16 protein-coding genes are annotated in these 17482 nt (G+C 36.4%); 6 read left to right on the forward strand and 10 right to left on the reverse strand.

Translation table 11 applies throughout. From position 1 onward, the window contains the following. The first annotated feature begins 33 nt into the window (after positions 1 to 33). The 5 genes from ftsA (at position 34) to CQ046_RS10785 (ending at position 6447) form a co-directional block, all read left to right on the forward strand. Positions 34 to 1419, forward strand: coding sequence for a cell division protein FtsA (gene ftsA, locus CQ046_RS10765; protein ID WP_105702243.1), 1386 nt, complete (start codon positions 34 to 36; stop codon positions 1417 to 1419). A gap of 91 nt (positions 1420 to 1510) precedes the next feature. Next, positions 1511 to 3421: a cell division protein FtsZ gene (gene ftsZ, locus CQ046_RS10770; protein WP_105702244.1), complete on the forward strand. Its 1911-nt coding sequence runs from the start codon at positions 1511 to 1513 to the stop codon at positions 3419 to 3421. 90 nt (positions 3422 to 3511) lie between these two features. Beyond that, entirely contained in the window at positions 3512 to 3958 is a 447-nt protein-coding gene (locus CQ046_RS10775) for a GatB/YqeY domain-containing protein (protein WP_105702245.1), read from the forward strand. 458 nt (positions 3959 to 4416) lie between these two features. Further along, positions 4417 to 4827: a BrxA/BrxB family bacilliredoxin gene (locus CQ046_RS10780; RefSeq protein WP_105702246.1), complete on the forward strand. Its 411-nt coding sequence runs from the start codon at positions 4417 to 4419 to the stop codon at positions 4825 to 4827. Positions 4828 to 4932: 105 nt separating this feature from the next. Beyond that, positions 4933 to 6447: a GH3 auxin-responsive promoter family protein gene (locus CQ046_RS10785; RefSeq protein ID WP_105702247.1), complete on the forward strand. Its 1515-nt coding sequence runs from the start codon at positions 4933 to 4935 to the stop codon at positions 6445 to 6447. Positions 6448 to 6683: 236 nt separating this feature from the next. Here CQ046_RS10785 and CQ046_RS10790 read toward each other — a convergent pair whose 3' ends face one another. The 10 genes from CQ046_RS10790 to CQ046_RS10835 form a co-directional block, all read right to left on the reverse strand. After that, a complete protein-coding gene (locus CQ046_RS10790) occupies positions 6684 to 7106 on the reverse strand; it encodes a hypothetical protein (RefSeq protein WP_105702248.1) in 423 nt (140 codons plus the stop codon). Positions 7107 to 7133: 27 nt separating this feature from the next. After that, the gene (locus tag CQ046_RS10795) at positions 7134 to 7496 is read right to left on the reverse strand and encodes a hypothetical protein (RefSeq protein ID WP_105702249.1); all 363 of its coding nucleotides are present in this window, start codon (positions 7494 to 7496) and stop codon (positions 7134 to 7136) included. 4 nt (positions 7497 to 7500) lie between these two features. Continuing rightward, entirely contained in the window at positions 7501 to 8472 is a 972-nt protein-coding gene (locus tag CQ046_RS10800; RefSeq protein WP_165790505.1) for an endonuclease/exonuclease/phosphatase family protein, read from the reverse strand. 73 nt (positions 8473 to 8545) lie between these two features. Beyond that, entirely contained in the window at positions 8546 to 9538 is a 993-nt protein-coding gene (locus CQ046_RS10805) for an endonuclease/exonuclease/phosphatase family protein (RefSeq protein WP_228406930.1), read from the reverse strand. Positions 9539 to 9547: 9 nt separating this feature from the next. Further along, positions 9548 to 10303: a rhomboid family intramembrane serine protease gene (locus tag CQ046_RS10810; RefSeq protein ID WP_105702251.1), complete on the reverse strand. Its 756-nt coding sequence runs from the start codon at positions 10301 to 10303 to the stop codon at positions 9548 to 9550. A gap of 5 nt (positions 10304 to 10308) precedes the next feature. Continuing rightward, entirely contained in the window at positions 10309 to 12105 is a 1797-nt protein-coding gene (gene mutL, locus CQ046_RS10815) for a DNA mismatch repair endonuclease MutL (RefSeq protein WP_105702252.1), read from the reverse strand. A gap of 316 nt (positions 12106 to 12421) precedes the next feature. Continuing rightward, positions 12422 to 13249: a YoaK family protein gene (locus CQ046_RS10820; RefSeq protein WP_105702253.1), complete on the reverse strand. Its 828-nt coding sequence runs from the start codon at positions 13247 to 13249 to the stop codon at positions 12422 to 12424. Positions 13250 to 13279: 30 nt separating this feature from the next. After that, a complete protein-coding gene (locus CQ046_RS10825; RefSeq protein WP_105702254.1) occupies positions 13280 to 13774 on the reverse strand; it encodes a hypothetical protein in 495 nt (164 codons plus the stop codon). A gap of 249 nt (positions 13775 to 14023) precedes the next feature. Continuing rightward, positions 14024 to 15436 (reverse strand): sensor histidine kinase, encoded by a 1413-nt coding sequence (locus CQ046_RS10830; protein ID WP_105702255.1) that lies wholly within the window; start codon positions 15434 to 15436, stop codon positions 14024 to 14026. A 3-nt stretch (positions 15437 to 15439) separates the two neighbouring features. Beyond that, positions 15440 to 16147 (reverse strand): response regulator transcription factor, encoded by a 708-nt coding sequence (locus CQ046_RS10835; RefSeq protein ID WP_105702256.1) that lies wholly within the window; start codon positions 16145 to 16147, stop codon positions 15440 to 15442. Positions 16148 to 16341: 194 nt separating this feature from the next. Between CQ046_RS10835 and CQ046_RS10840 the strand changes: the two genes are divergently transcribed. Then, complete coding sequence (locus tag CQ046_RS10840; RefSeq protein ID WP_105702257.1) at positions 16342 to 16911, forward strand: helix-turn-helix domain-containing protein; 570 nt, start codon at positions 16342 to 16344, stop codon at positions 16909 to 16911. Positions 16912 to 17482 lie beyond the last annotated feature (571 nt).

Genomic DNA, 17482 nt, shown 5'->3' on the forward strand with positions numbered 1-17482 from the left:
GAAATAAGTAGAAAAAATCAAATCGATATAAAAATGGAAAATCAAGAGTATTCAGTAGGTCTGGACATCGGGACAACGAAGATAGTCGCGATTGTCGGAAGAAGGAATGCACACGGGAAGATAGAAGTTCTCGGTGTAGGAAAAGCTAAAAGTCTTGGTGTTCATAAAGGGATTGTGAATAATATTTCACAAACCATCAATTCAATCAAGGCTGCAGTATCCGAAGCACAGTCCAGTGCTGGCGTTCCTATCCGCAAAGTCACGGTAGGTATTGCAGGAAAACACATACGTTCTCTGCAGCACTCCGATTATATTATGCGTGAACATCCTGATAAATTTATTACAGACGATGACATCGAAGCATTAAAAGATCAGGTAAAAAAGCTGGTCATGCTTCCTGGAGAAGAAATTATCCACGTACTTCCTCAAGAATATAAAGTGGATTCCGAGGGGGAAATTCAAGAACCCGTTGGGATGCATGGAAAGCGTTTAGAAGCTAACTTCCACGTTGTAGTAGGCCAAATGGGCAGCATCAGAAATATTGCAAGATGCGTTCGTGAAGCCGGTTTAGAAATGGAAGCTCTTACTTTAGAGCCATTAGCCTCTTCAGAAGCTGTTCTTACAAAAGAAGAGAAAGAAGCTGGTGTAGCCATTGTGGACATTGGTGGTGGAACTACAGATATTGCTATATTTAAAGATAATATCATCCGTCATACCTGTGTGATCCCATACGGAGGCGGAATTATTACCGAAGATATCAAAGAAGGATGCTCTATTATCGAGAAACATGCAGAACAACTGAAAGTAAAATTCGGTTCGGCTGTTCCCGAATTAGAAAAAGACAGTACTTTTGTAACTATTCCGGGGCTTCACGGAAGACCTGACAAAGAGATTTCTTTAAAAACTTTAGCACAGATCATCAATGCGAGAGTAGAAGAAGTTTTGGAAATGGTCAATACAGAACTGAAAGCTTACGGTGCTTTTGAACAAAAGAAAAAATTGATTGCCGGAATCGTCCTTACCGGTGGTGGTTCAAACCTTAAACACCTTCGTCAGCTGGCCAATTATACTACAGGTTTTGACAGCAGAATCGGTTTTGCGAATGAATATATTGCCAACGATAAAAATCAGTACCTGAAAGGCCCTGAATTTGCTACGTCTATCGGGTTACTGATGGAGAGTTTAAAGATCAGAGACAAAAAGCAGAATGCTGATGAAATCATAGAAGTTGTTGCAGAACAGCCAAAGCCGGAAACCACTTCGGTACAGACAGAAACGGTTCAACCGGTTCAGCAGGCAGCACCTGTTCAGGAGCAGCAGTCTTTTGAAAATGAAAGACAGGAGAACAGAAAGGCGAAATTGACCTTCGGGCAGTCGCTTATGGAAAAAGTAAAAAAATTCTTTGAAGAAGTAGAGTAAATTATAAATGATGAATGATAAGCGATAAACGATCTTTTCCTTATCAATTATCATTGATCAATTATCAATTATAATTATTAAAAGTATAGTTATGGAAAATATAGGTACACAAGGATTTTCATTTGATTTGCCAAAAGGAAATTCATCCATTATAAAAGTAATCGGTGTAGGGGGCGGTGGAAACAACGCTCTGAAGCACATGTACGAGAAAGGAATTCACGGAGTAGACTTCGTGATCTGTAATACGGATGCTCAAACTCTAGATAATAACCCTGTTGCCAATAAAGTACAATTGGGGACTACCATTACCGAAGGTCTAGGAGCTGGAGCTGATCCTGAAGTGGGAGAAAAATCAGCAATAGAAAGTATTGAAGACATCAAGGCTGCTATGGGCCAAAACACCAAAATGGTGTTCATCACTGCCGGAATGGGTGGTGGTACAGGTACCGGAGCTGCTCCAGTCATTGCTAAAGTAGCAAAAGACATGGGAATTTTAACGGTAGGTATTGTTACCGTTCCTTTTAGCTTTGAAGGTAAAAGAAGATTAGATCAGGCCGAAAATGGTCTTGACAAGCTAAAAAATAATGTTGATTCATTAATTGTTATCAATAATGATAAATTAAGACAACAATTTGGAAACCTTGGATTCAAACAGGGATTCTCAAAAGCTGATGAAGTTCTAGCCAATGCGGCAAAAGGTATGGCAGAAGTTATTACAGGATACTTTGATGTAAACATTGACTTTAGAGATGCTAAATCTGTGCTTCAGAATTCTGGTACAGCATTGATGTCTACGGGAACAGCTTCAGGTGAAAATAAAGCTGAAGAAGCAGTAAGAAAAGCCCTTGATTCCCCATTATTGAATGATAATAAGATTACAGGTGCTAAAAACGTTTTATTGTTGATCAGAAGTGGTGCTGAAGAAGTTACGATGGACGAAATCGGTATCATTATGGACCACATCCAGAAAGAAGCAGGAAACACTGCAGATATTATCTTCGGGGTAGGTGCAGATGAAGAATTAGGGGATGCAGTAAGCGTTCTTGTTATTGCTACAGGATTCTCAAACGAGAATAAGAAATTTGCAGGACCCACAGAAAAAATCAGAATCAGCCTTAACGATAGTTTTGAAGCTCAAAAAAACTCTCCTTTCAAAACAAGAGAGGAAAGAGAATCAGCTCCTGAAACAACACATGATTTTGGCGGTAAAAACCTTTTCAGACTAGATGACGAGGACCATAACACTCCCTTCAATACAGCATCTACGGAAAAAAAAATGATTATTGAAGAAGAGCAGCCAAGAACTGAAATAAAATTCTTTGATAAAGAGGAAGATACCGTAAATACTCCTGAACAAAACTGGAGAAATGAAGAAGAAGAACAGGAATACAGCTTGCTTTCAATTGATGAAGAGAATGAAGATCCAAATGATCTTGAAATCCAGTCTTTTTCATTTGATTTTGAAGATAAAAAAGATGAGCCACAATCCGGGACTACCTTCAACAACTCTTTTTCTGAGGAAAAACCTGTTGAATTCAGTTTCTTTGTAAACGAGCCTGTAAGAAATGAGCCTAATACTGATTTCGGACAGCCAAAAGCGGAGTTTAATACGCCTACCAATGCTGCGGTAGCAGAGCCTGCTCAAAAGATTGAAACATTCTACCAAAAGCAGGAAGAGCCAAAAGCAGAAACAAAACCTGCATTTGAAAACAAAACAGAAATTGAAACTCCAAAAACTGAAGAATCAGAATTCACGTTTGTGAATAAAACGATGGATCAGGAAAGAGTCATTGAAAGAAGAAATAAATTAAAAGAATTCAACTCACGCTACCAAAGTTTTGACAGCACAAGTGAGTTTGAATCTATTCCTGCTTTCAAAAGAAAAAATATCTCGATTGACGGAAACAATGCCTCAGATCAGAACATCAATACGTATCTGTCTGACAACAATGGATCTATGCAGATCAGAGAAAACAGATTTTTAAATAAAGACGTTGATTAAATGCTATAAGCAGTACGCAGTAAGCCATAGGCTATCCCAGCCGGATCAAAAAGCTTACTGCTTATTGCCTAAAGCCTAAAGCATATAAACATGAGTTTAGAAAATATAATAAGCGAAGCTATAAAAACAGCCATGAGAGAAAAAGACAGAGTAGCTCTGGATTCTCTTCGTGCTGTAAAATCTCAAATTCTTCTTTTAAAAACAGAAGCAAGAGGCGCTGAAGTTTCTGCTGAGCAGGAAATTGCCATTCTGCAGAGAATGATCAAGCAGCGTAAAGATTCTTTTGAGCAGTTCACCGCTCAGGGCAGACAGGATCTTGCAGAAGTAGAAGAAGCTCAAAGTAAAGTCATTGAAAAGTTTTTACCTCAACAGCTTTCTTCTGAAGAATTAGAAACAGAAATTAAAAATATTATTTCTGAAACCGGAGCTGAATCTATCAAAGATTTAGGGAAGGTAATGGGAGCTGCCTCAAAAGCTTTAGCCGGAAAATCAGACGGAAAAAGCATTTCCGAGATGGCTAAAAAGCTCCTTTCATAATGTGATCCGGTTTCGGGTTTTGGGGATTGATCTCAAATTCCGGAAACATGCATCTCATTCCATAACTAAGGATATACAACCTTTGCATATCGATTTGATTAGAAGCCCGGAACTCTTCAGTTCCGGGCTTCACTTTGTTTGGATATTAAAGTTTGTTAATCAGTTTGATTCTAAACTGAAAAAAAGAATTAAGATACTACCATATTTCAGAAAGTATTTAAGTGATTGATTGCTTGAGGGAAAGCTTTTAAATGTTTTTTCACGGTCGTTTGTTTTTCAGAATCATTTCAAATTTAACAATAATATTTTATTATTCCTAATTTTAATTCATGTTTTTTAGAATATTATTACAATATTAATATTTGATTAATTTTTTATGACTAAACGATTGATAGTTTTTATATATTGAAGAAAAGCAAAGAATTGCTTAACTTTGTAGAGATAAAAAACAATAATATATGTATCCAACAGATTTGGTAATGCCTATGAAGGCAGAGCTTACAGATAAAGGTTTCCAGGATTTAACAACTCCAACTCAGGTAGAAGAAGCTTTGAAGCAGTCAGGAACTACTTTATTGGTCATCAATTCCGTATGTGGCTGTGCTGCAGGAGCTGCAAGACCAGGAGTAGTATACTCTTTGACAGGAGATAAGAAACCTGATCACTTAACAACTGTATTTGCAGGATTTGATACTGAGGCTGTAGTAGAAGCAAGAAAACACCTTGCTCCATTCCCTCCAAGTTCTCCATGTGTAGCCCTTTTCAAAGATGGCGAATTGGTTCACATGCTGGAAAGACACCACATCGAAGGAAACCCTGCAGGAGCTATCGCAGCAAACCTTCAGGCTGCATACGATGAGTATTGCTAGTAAACAATAAACTAAATATCAAACCGTTACAGATTTTGTAACGGTTTTTTTATTTAATCACTTAAAAAATTTTCTGAAAATTCAAATATCATTATATTTGTTGGAATGGCAACCAAAGCACTTTTCAACACCGTAGTCAACTGGTTCATCCGACAAAGGATAGACCAGATACAGAATTTCATGGATCATCCCATTGAAACTCAGAAAGGTATACTCTTTTCTCAATTGTTTCATGCGGAGGACACAGAATATGGTAGGCTGTACGGATTCAATTCTATATCAAGTTATCAGGATTTTAAAAACAAGGTTCCTATTGTTACCTATGAAGAAATGGAGCCCTATATTGAAAAAGCAAGACAGGGGCAGAAGGATGTAAGCTGGCCCGGACTTATTAAACATTTTGCCAAATCATCGGGAACCACCAATGCCAAGAGCAAATTTATCCCTATCTCTGCGGAAAGCCTTGAATACTGCCACATGAAGGCAGGAAAGGATATGGTTTCCATTTATGCCAATAATCACCCCGAAAATCAGCTTTTTAATTATAAAAATTTACGCCTCGGGGGAAGTTCAGAATTATATGCAGATTTCAATACAAAATTTGGAGATTTATCGGCCATTTTAATTGACAATCTTCCATTTTGGGTAGAAATTACCACTACTCCCAGCAAGAAGGTTTCTTTAATGGGAGAATGGGAAAGCAAACTGAAAGCAATCACCTCTGAAGTAAAAAATGAAGATGTGGGAAGTATCCTTGGGGTACCAAGCTGGATGATGGTTCTTCTGCAAAGAGTAGTAAAGGAATCTAATATTGAAAGTATTTCGGAGCTGTGGCCTAATCTGGAGGTATTTTTCCACGGCGGAATTAGTTTTAAGCCCTACAAGGAACAATTCAGACAGATCATCGGAAAAAACATCAATTACTACGAAATTTACAATGCTTCTGAAGGTTTCTTCGGCATACAGGATAGATCAGATAGTGATGAAATGCTTCTGATGCTGGATTATGGTATTTTTTACGAATTCATTCCTATGGATCAGTTCCATTTTTCAAATCCAAAGGTGGTAAGCCTGGAAGACGTGGAAGTTGGAAAAAACTATGCGATGGTGATTACCACCAATGGAGGCCTTTGGAGATACCTGATTGGCGATACCGTTGTCTTTACATCTACCAACCCGTTCAGAATAAAAATAACAGGAAGAACAAAACATTATATCAATGCCTTTGGGGAAGAACTGATGATTACCAATGTGGAATCAGCCCTTTCAAAAGCCTGCGAATTAACAGGAGCACAGATCACGGATTTCACAGGAGCCCCAGTTTTCATGAAAGGAAATGAAGGCGGTGCCCATGAATGGATCTTTGAATTCAGCCAGCATCCGGATAACCTGGACAGCTTTATTGATGCTTTTGATAAGCATTTAAAGACCATCAACTCAGACTACGAAGCAAAGAGATACAATAATATAACACTTAAGAGACCTATTGTACATATTGCTAAAAGCAATCTGTTCTATCATTGGCTGGAAGGCAAAGGAAAGCTTGGCGGGCAAAATAAAGTCCCTAGATTAAGCAATGACAGAGAATACATCGACCCATTGCTGGAAATGAATAAATAAAGAGTATTTCTTAAACGCAAAAAATTAGTAATTCGAATGTTTTATTTTAGGAGGCTAAGAATAGGGCTGCTAATTAAGCGCAATGCCTGTGCGCACACTTCATAAAAATCAATCTATAGATTCAACCTTTGCTCCCTCAAAATATTACGATATCAAAATAGAAACTTTGCGTTTAAAATATAATCTTGCAAGAAAAATAAAAAAGCCGTAATTCTGATTGAATTACGGCTTTTGCTTTATTTACTTAAGTCTTCTTTTACTTTTGAAGCTCCTTTTTTGGCCGCTTCCTTAGCATCTTTTCCAGCTTCCTGTGCTCCGGTTTTAATATCTTTTCCTACTTTATTAGCTTCAGTTTTGATATCTTGTCCGGCTTTATGAAGATCTTGTTTCGTTTTATCTGCAGTTGCATCAATTTTATCTTTAGCCTTCTGAGCAGCAGCATCAATTTTATTACCAGCTGCGTCTACTTTAGCCTTTACATCTTCTTTGGCATCGTTGATTTTTGCTGTATCCACTGTGTTTGGAGTTTCTGTAACGGTAGTTGTAGTAGTGGTAACGGATCCGTCAGAATTTTCTACCTGCTCTGTTTTTGTTGTTGATTTTGTGCATGCTACAGTGAAAACTGAGATCACTACAGCTGCAAGGATTTGTTTTTTCATATTGTATATTGTTTAATGATGTCGGGTTTATTGTGTTTTAGTGTCTGATGCTGAAGGGGTTTCAGAAGCCTTCTGTTTCTTTTCGGCCTCAGCCTTTTTCTTTTCCTCTTCCTGTTTTGCTTTATTTTCTTTTTCCAGCTCTGCTTTTATCTTATTCTCTTCTTCCTGAAGCTTTTTAGCCTGCTTTACTGAATCAAGATATTGAGGGGAAGACATTCTTATCTTTCGGGCAATATCTACTGAAACAGCTCCTGTGGAAAAGGAATCAACAGCTGCTGTATCATACTTGATCATCACTTCCTGTTCTGCACCAAATCCCGGAGATTCTTTCTTCGAGCAGGCAGTAAAGAGGAGTGTAAAGACGAAAATCGCAGACAATATATTTTTCATGGAACTAATTTAGCAGAAATTCTGCAATTACGGGATAATGATCCGATAATTTCACAGACTGATCTACTTTATAGCTAAGAGGAATAATGGATTTTGAACTGAAGATATAATCAATTCTCAGAGGAACTTTATAGTCATGAAAACTGCTTGCACTTCCTTTTCCCGCTACCAGAAAGGCATCCTGAAGATCCTTACCAAGATTATAATATTCATAAGAATTAGGAACAGAATTAAAATCTCCCGCCAGGATAACCGGGTATGGGGATAAATCTACCATTTTTCTGATTCTTTTTACCTGATCTTCATGCGCCTGAAATGTTGGAGTCATATGAGACAGCAGTGTAGAAACGTTTCCCAAGCCCAACCCGTCCAGTTTGGTAAACATAGATTTATGAAGCCTGAAAGGTTCAAGATAAACATTAATGATTCTGATTACTTTTCCATTGATATCAATATCAGCGTAGAATGAATTTCCTCTTGCTTTCTCATCAATCAGTTCTGCCTGTCTTACAATTTTATGTTTTGTTTTCAGTATAACGGAAGGATACTTTATAAGATCCCTCTTTATAGCGCGGTTAGTATCTTTTTCCTGTACAAGAATAATATCAGCATCCTGTTCTTTGATATAATTTTTCACTTTATCCCAACCATACTCTCCATATTTTACATTAAATGTCAATACTTTAATATCCCGTATTGTTTTTCCATTTTCTGTTTTGGGGGAAAAATTGATCCATCGTCTGATGGGATTATAGAAAATAAGTGTACCCAGTGCAAAAGCGATTGCTATTTTTTGTTTTTTAATGATCCAGATTACCGTCAGAATAATATGAGACAATATCAGATATGGGAACCCCAGGGAAAGAAGGTTAAGATTGCCCAAAATATTAGGCGGAATCCACGCATTCCCCAATGTGCATAGCAACAAAACGGCAACAACGATATGTATAAATAGCAATATCTGATTCGACTTCATGAAAAAACGGTCTTGGTACGAATTTCTTTCAACAAAAATCCTACCAAGCAGATAATTTTAACTCTTTTTATGATTATTTGTTTTCCGTAGAAAACTTTGCAGTGACAGGAAAATGATCTGAAATACTTACAGAACGGTCAACTTTATAAGATATTGCCTTTAGTGCGGGTGAAGAAAAAATATAATCGATTCTAATGGGAAATTTATAATCGTGAAAACTGGTTGCACTCCCTCTTCCTGCCGTTGAAAATGCATCTTCAAGACCTTCAGACAAATGATAATATTCATAAGAATTAGGAACAGAATTGAAATCTCCGGCAAGGATAACAGGATACGGTGAATTTTCAACAGCCTGTCGAATCAAACCAATTTGTTCCTGATGCTTTTTAAAGGTAGGAATCAGTCTTTTGACAACATCTTTTATTTTTTGTTCGTTGGCATCGGTATTTCCGTTAAGCCTTACCATATCCTTATCAAAACGGAACGGGTTAAGGTATGTATCAATAAACCTATATACTCTCCCATTAATCTCTATATCAGCTTGTAAACCAGGAATTCTTATATTTTCATCCTGAGGATCTATGATTTTATGGCTAATGATTTTATGTTTTGTCAAAATCGTTAATCCTGCTCCGGGGTTTACTTTCTGATAACCTTCAAATTCATATCTCGTACCATCATCCTCCTGCAAAAGAAGTACATCCGCATTCTGAGATTTTAGAAAAGGCTCAACACCCTCATTTCCCCTTGCTCCTGCTCTGGTATTGAAGGAAACCACTTTTATATCAAAATCCTGATTTTTCGGTGAAGAATAATTGATCCATCTTTTTACCGGGTTGATAAAAGCCAGCCCTATAAACATGAATACAAAAGCTCTTTTTTTCCAGCTGAATACCCAGAATATTGTTAGAATGATATAAGAGATCATCAGCACCGGAAACCCTAGAGAAAGTAAATTAAACCACGGAAAAATTTTAGGTGGAATATAGGCATTCAGTAATGTACCCAGCAGCAGAAACAGAATTCCAAGATGCAGGACGAATAGTATGAGTCGGAAAATCTTCACAAAATTATTTTAATTGAATCTGTACAAATGCTTTTTCCAAATTCGTGCCAGCAGCCATCCCACTAAAGCTCCACCTACGTGGGCAAGGTGGGCAATACCTCCTCCGTTTCCAGAAACGCCAAGATATACAGAAATCACCACAATGATTGGCAACAAGTATTTTACTTTAATCGGAACCGGAATAAACATAATACCAATTTTAGAATCAGGATATAAAGTTGCAAAAGCAGCTACCACTCCGAAAATTGCTCCGGAAGCACCTAACATTGGCGATCTTAAATCTCTATAAAGCTGATCTGCTAAATTCTGGGCTTCTTGGCTAGATGCATGGAATGTTAAATATTCAGCAGTATTAAGAGATACCCTTGAATAAATTTCAGAAGCATTTACTCCTAAGCTTTCCAAACCAGAAACAATCTGTTGAATTTCAACAAAATTCCACAGATTGAACAAGAAAAATGAACCAAGACCACTTGCAAAGTATAATATTAGATACTTTTTATCCCCAAGTGTCTGCTCCAAAATAGGTCCAAAACTAAACAAAGTAAACATATTAAATAAAATATGCATTATCCCTCCAGGTTCATCAAGAGGAGCATGCATAAACATGTGTGTAATTACTTGCCATGATTTGAAGAGTGGAGAAAAAGGATAATAACCTACCAAAGAATCATACAATCCTTTAAAAATAAAATTAGATATTAGGTATACTATAACATTTATAATGATTATGTTCCTTGTAATCGGCGGTATATTGTTAAACATATTTTTTAAAATTTGTTTTTAAAGTCATTAAACGGAACTTCATAAAAACATCTTTTGCCGTCCGGTAAAAATTCCGGGAAGCCTAATGCTGTAAAGTCTTTGATAAGCTGTTCCGCATCTTTTTTATAAATAAAGTCAAATCTTGACTTCGACTGCATTTTGTTCCATTGGTTATGGTAATACTGCAAAAATTCTTCCTCTGTCTTGTAGTCAAGGATCTCAAAAAGGTTTTCCAGAAACTTCATTGCCTGTGTTTCTTTCAGTCCTTCGGGAAGAGAATCTATTCGAAGTACACTTTCATGAGCAATTTTCATGTCAAACCCTAATTCCGGAAGATATTTTTTAATCGAATTGTATTTTGTCTTTTCGATTTCATTCATATGATACTCCAGAGAGAAAAGAAGAGCATGGCTGTTTGTACTTGATTTTCTGGTAGATTTGTTCCCTTCAGAAACCAATAATCTGTGCATCCTTCCAAGATCCAGCATTAATGTAACATCTCCTTTATTGAAAAGCCAGTAGCCGTTTGGGAGTCTCATCAAATCTTCATCAAAGTCTTCGTCTTCAAATAAATTAATCTTTGATGGTTCTGCTGTAATATTCTGATGATACATTTCCGTAAGGTTCTGAATTTCCTCCGGATGTACTACATTTTTCTCTTCCAGAAACGGATTATAGTCTTTATCTACAATGATCTCAGGCATTTTGATAATTCCTCCGTTTCTTCCCCCTCCGTTTCCTTTGCTTGGAATGGGCTTATTCATCATTTCATCCAATTCGGGATCTCTGTCAAAATCCAGGCTTGGGGAAACATTATAAATTCCTAAAGATCTTTTTATGGTTGAACGAAGCAAAGCAAAAATAAGGTGTTCGTCCTCAAATTTCACCTCTGTTTTCTGCGGATGGATATTCACATCTATCTTTTCCGGATCAAGTTCCAGAAAAAGGAAAAACGAAGGCACATATCCCGGCTGAAGCAGTCCTTCAAAAGCTTCCTGTACTGCCTTATTGAAGTATGGACTTCTGAAATATCTTCCGTTCACAAAAAGAAACTGCTCTCCTCTTGCTTTTTTAGCCCCTTCCGGCTTGGCAACGAAACCATGAAGCTTACACCAGATAATATCTTCTTTAATGGGAATCAAAAGCGGCTGAAGTTTTCTGCCAAAAACATCAACAATACGCTGCATCTGACTTCCTTTTCTCAGTCTGAAAACAGCTTCATCATCATGAAACAGGGAAAACTCCAGATTCTCATGAGCCAGTGCAACACGCTGAAATTCATCAATAACGTGTCTGAATTCAACATTATTATTTTTCAAAAACTTCCTTCTTGCAGGAACGTTATAGAAAAGATTTTTCACTAAAAAATTTGATCCGTCTGCAGTTTGAATCGGGTCCTGAAACTGAAAAACTCCGCCTTCTATATAAATATTGGTGCCGATGGAGGTATCATTTTGTTTCGTTCTCAATTCTACCTGAGAAACCGCAGCAATAGAAGCCAGAGCTTCACCACGGAACCCTTTTGTGGCAATCTTAAAGATATCTTCTGTTCCTTTGATTTTGGAGGTAGCATGCCTTTCAAACGCCATGCGGGCATCTGTTTCGGACATTCCTTTCCCGTCGTCTACTACCTGAATAAGATTCTTTCCGGCATCCCTGATGATCAATTCAATCTTCGTTGCATCGGCATCTATAGCATTTTCCAAAAGTTCTTTCACGATGGATGCAGGCCGCTGCACCACCTCTCCTGCTGCAATTTGGTTGGCTACATGATCCGGTAAAAGCTGAATAATATCTGACATAAAAACGTAAATCAACTTACAAAAATAGTCAATGGAAACGGGAATTAAAATACCAAAACCGTGATTTAATATTTAATTATCAACATTTTTGCTTATTTATCCCCAACTGTTTTTTTTAATGTTTGTAATGAAGGGCTTTAGCAAGTTTATTGATTCGATCAGGAAATTTTCATTTTAACAACCATTAATAACAAGATAAAAAATAAGAGATTTATAGATTTTAGTTTAATTTTTAATAAAAACACCCCTATTCTATAATGAAATAAGGGCATTTACAGCTAGTTTATACAAAAAATTAATAGTGTGTTTTATATTTTTAATCCTCAAAGACAAGTTTTCTTTTCTTCTCTCTTTTAGGAGTTCCATGGATTTTCTCATACAGGTAAGCAAAAATATTGGCCTTTCTGTAAATCCTGTTATATCTATAGTTTGTGTTGAAGTGACGGATATGAATTTTATAAGCATCGTACCCGATGACAATCAGCAAACATATACTGATCACATAGAACACTCTGAACTCCAGATAATAATACGTCAATCCAGAAAATACTGCTCCCATTACATATGCAAGCATAATACTCATAAGAAGTTTGGCTCTACCAATCAACTCTCCATTTCTTCTGTATTTTTTCTGTGTAAACATCGATGCCAGGATTCCTAAATCGGTGGTTGTTCCGGTAAGGTGGGTGGTTTTCACAGAGAAGTTGGAGATACTTGCCGTTAATCCGTTTTGAAGTCCGGTAGCAAAAAGCATCAATGCAACCAAATATTCTGTTTCTTCTAATGTTTTCTGGTAATAAAACTGCCCGTATACTCCTACAAAAAGCAGACATATAATTTCCAGCACAATGGGCATGGAATGGGCAAAATATTTACTTTTCTTATTAAAATTGATGACAATAAAGTTGGATAGGAAGCTTCCGAAGAAGAATAAAAAGATCCATCCTCCTACGACTCCTACCTGCGTCCAGTTTCCTTTACTGATCTCAGCCGCTAAAATAGCATAGTGTCCCGTTACGTTCGACGTAAAAGAGAGAAATATCAATAGGGAAGCAATGTTTATAGTACCTGCCGTAAAGGCAGTCAGCGTCCCCAACCTGATATTGTCTCCCAGTGTCCTGCTGTTACTATAATTTCTTAACATTTTTAATCGTTTTTAAATAGTGTTTAATTTTTAGACCTCTACAAAGATCTCTGCCAGTCTTCCTCTTTCCGGAAGTCTTTCTCTCACTTCGACTGTAATTTCATGAGATTTCAACTCTTTGCATTTTTTGATGAAAGGAATCAGATCGAATTTGCCTTTTCCTTTGCTTTTGATGGATGGAGAATAATAAGCCTCCTCAATATTTTCCGCTTTTACATATTGGTTGAATGTTCTCTGGAAACTTCCTGTAAAAATGTCGCAGATGGTTTTATTAACCAGATGAGGATATTTATTACTGATAATTCCAAGGGCATCACAGAATTCTGCTGGTCTGATTTTATTAAAAACAGAAGTTTTGGTACTGAACAAAAGATCTCTGATAGAATCTCCGGAATCATACCCGGAAGTCAGAAGGATATTATATTGGTTCTGATCTTCTGCCGCATCTTTCTCTTTAAGTACTTTTTTCAATATATTCAATGACTCAAGAGAGTAATCTGTTGCAATTAAAATTGTTTTAGCCATGTTCTTATTATTTTGTATTGTGTTTATCTTTTTTGATGATACAAAACTAGAACGACCAAATTAGAAGATCTTTGGAATGGAATTAAAATGTGATTAAAGAGATTAAAATGAGATTAGAAAATTGTTAAGGGGAGTTAATATGGGAATAAAGCCCAATCGAAAGGGATCGAAATTAATGACACAACACCCTTATCTGTCAAAATAAAACAGACTAAAAAAGGCAAGTAAATAAAGATAAAATAGTGTTTCTTACTTATTTATCTCTTCATTTTTCTGCGTACTATAGAAATTAGGAAAGCGCATCTGTACGGTTGTTCCCTGGTTCTCGTGCGAGCTTACGATCAGTTCACCGTGATGCATTCTTACGATGTTTCTTGCCAGCGGAAGCCCTATTCCGTAACCTTCATAATTATTGGTATTGGAGGCTCTGAAGAACGGATCATAGATTTTATTCATTTCTACTTCCGGAATTCCGATACCATTATCTTTTACAATGATATAAACGTCTGTATTCGTAGCACCAAGAGAAACTTTAACCTGTTGGAAATTAGAATATTTACAGCCATTGCTGATGATATTGGCCACTGCAAGATGCAGTAACTGCTCATTCCCTTGTACTTTGAGCTTTTCCGGGTTATCGGGAAGCATACTGATATCCAGATAGATATTGTTTCGGGAATCTATTCTTCTGAGGGTTTCAATAACATCCCAAAGCAACTGATCAATTCTTACCTTATCCATTTTCTGGATCTTCCCATCGAATCCAGTTTGGGCAATCATAAGCAAGGCTTTGATTTTTTTATCCAGCTTTTCGGCTTCATCCAGAATGATACCAAGAGTTTCTTTATATTCGTCTGCCGTTCTGCCGATAGAAAGCGCTACATCAGCTTCCCCCATAATAGAGGTAAGAGGAGTTCTCAATTCGTGGGAAACATTTCCAATCAGGTGATTCTGGGTTTCGAAAGATGTTTCAATGCGGTTGAGCATATCATTAAAGGTATCTACCAGCTCATTAAGTTCCTTATTATCAGGCTGAGATTCCAGTCTTAAGTGAAGATTTTCAGAACTGATTTCCTTTACTTTTCCGGTAATTTTTAAGATGGGCCTGAATAAAGTTTTAGACAAATAAAAAGAGAAAATCATACTAAAGAAAAGCGATAGTACAATACACGTAAGCAGTGTTCTTTTTAAAAAGCCCAGATAATAAACAACATAGTGGTTTTTAGCAGAAGCAATGGCTATATAATCTTTATCATCATATCTGAAACTCTGCCCTATATAATAGAATTCTTCGTCATTATAATTAGATTCTCCTTCTTTGATAATGTTTTTGAAGAAATATGAAGGGATATGAACCTCCTGAGATATCTTTTTGAAATTGGAATCTGTAGGAACAGCAAAAACATAATCTTTTTCCATCGGAAGCTCCTCGTCATTTAAACTGCTGAGAACATAATTTTCCGGAAGGTCGAGATGGTCTTTGCTTTTTTCGATCTGAACAATAGTTGCCGTTCTGATCTTCAATAGCTCATAAAACCTCTGGTGTGAAAAATTAACGATAGAAAAGTATACCAAACCACTGAACAACAAAATGATGGCGGTAAAAACCAACATCAAAAGCACCATCGCTTTGGTCTGATTTGTAATGACTTTATTAAACATTCGTTATGTCTTTTTCAATACATACCCCATTCCTATCACGGTATGAATCAGCTTATTATCGTCGTGATTGTCCAGTTTTTTCCTTAAATAATTTACATACACATCTACCACATTGGTTCCCAGCTCGTAGTTTACGCCCCAGACTGCATCCAGAATTTCTGCTCTTGAAATTACTTTTTCCGGGTTATTCAGAAAATACAGCAGCAATTTATATTCTGTTGATGTGAGGGAAATATCTTCTCCGGCGCGGGTTACTTTCTTGGTATAATCATTCACCATCAGATCCGAAAACTGAAATACATGCTCATTATCCGGCTCCGGTTCAGCGATTTCCTGGGGACCGTTATTATTGCTTCTTCTTAGCAAAGACTTCACACGGGCTACCAGTTCAATGAATTTAAAAGGTTTCACCAGATAGTCATCTCCACCGCTTTCCAATCCGAGAACGATATTTTCAGAAGTTCCCAAAGCGGTAAGAAATAAAATCGGAACACTCTGATTGGTTTTTCTTATTTCTTTACATACATCCAGCCCATTCATTTCCGGAAGCATAATATCTAAAATTACGAGATCGAAATCGTTAGCCTGCACCAGCTGCACTCCTGTACGTCCGTCAAAAGCAACAGAAATTTCATATCCATTTTCCTGAAGTCCTTTTTTAATAAAGGAAACTACACTGGTTTCGTCTTCGATAAGAATAATTTTTTTCATAGATGAAATAAGGAGTTTTACAAAAATAGGGAAATTTTCTTGGGGAGAAAAGGCGAAAGAATCTGAGAAAGCAAAGAAGGCAAATAATAATTTTCAATGAATTGATTCCCTCCTGTATCCAAACTCTATAGAATAATATTACCTTTGTTTCAATATAATGATGATAAAATAATTCAGGTTAAATTACACACAGTATGAATGACTTTTTAATAGGTATCGGCAAGAGATTAAAGGATATTAGAAAAAAGAATAATTTAACCATTAATGAACTGGCTTTCAAAGCCAATGTGAGCAACGGTCTTGTTTCCAGGATTGAAAATGGAAGAACGATTCCTTCGCTTCCCGTTTTATTAGATCTGATTCAGTCTCTTGAGATTGATGCCAGCTATTTCTTTGAAGGGGTTGAGAAAAAATCCAATGCCAAATTTATCTATGTTCCGAAAGAAAGCCAGCAAGTCATCGAAAAGGAAGTAGAAGCTGAAGGATTCAAGTATGTGCATATCTTCAGCAAAAGTCTTCATTCTTTGGGTTTTGAAGCTGTATTGCTGACTCTCGAACCTAATTCTAAAAGGGAAAAGGTTATTACGGATGCCTGGGAATTCAAATATATACTGAAAGGAGAAGTGAAATATGTAATTGATAATGAAGAAATCATCTTAAAAGAAGGTGATTCACTTTATTTCAATGGGAAGTTTCCTCACGTTCCGGTAAGCATTAGTGATGAGAGTTGCGTCATGCTTGTTCTTTATTTTTATACGGCTTAAATACTTTTTTTAACGCAAAGTTTTTTACTATTTTACTTTTGTCATTCTGATGAAGGAAAAATCTCTTATTTGCATTCAATAACTTGAGATTCTTCATTACATTTCATTCAGAATAACAATTGTAGTGTAGATTCACTATAAATATACCTATAATAATCACGCTTCATCAGCGACAATATCGCACACTTATTATTTAGCGTTATAAATATTAAACTTTGCGTTTAAATCATATTCCAATTTTTATATCATTCTTCAATTTTTGATATTCTAGCACACACGAAAGTTTACAAATATGCAACTTTTGTTTTTCCATTTTCTTTCTAAATGAACGAAATATGAACAAAAACACAGCTATTTTCGGCAGGTTTCTATTCCTTTTATTTCCTTGAAATATTTACAAAAAACGTTGAAACAGGTACTTCAAATCCCATTTTGTCAAATTTTCAAAGAACAGGTTTTATTCTTTTTAAAGTAAAAATGACGTAACAAATCAGACTCATTTGTTAATCAATACTTAATACAAAATATTTATATATATTAAAATTATTAGCGTGATTTGCATAAAAAATTT

Origin of the sequence: Chryseobacterium sp. MYb7, from assembly GCF_002979455.1 — a bacterium.
In the GTDB taxonomy this organism is placed as follows: domain Bacteria; phylum Bacteroidota; class Bacteroidia; order Flavobacteriales; family Weeksellaceae; genus Chryseobacterium.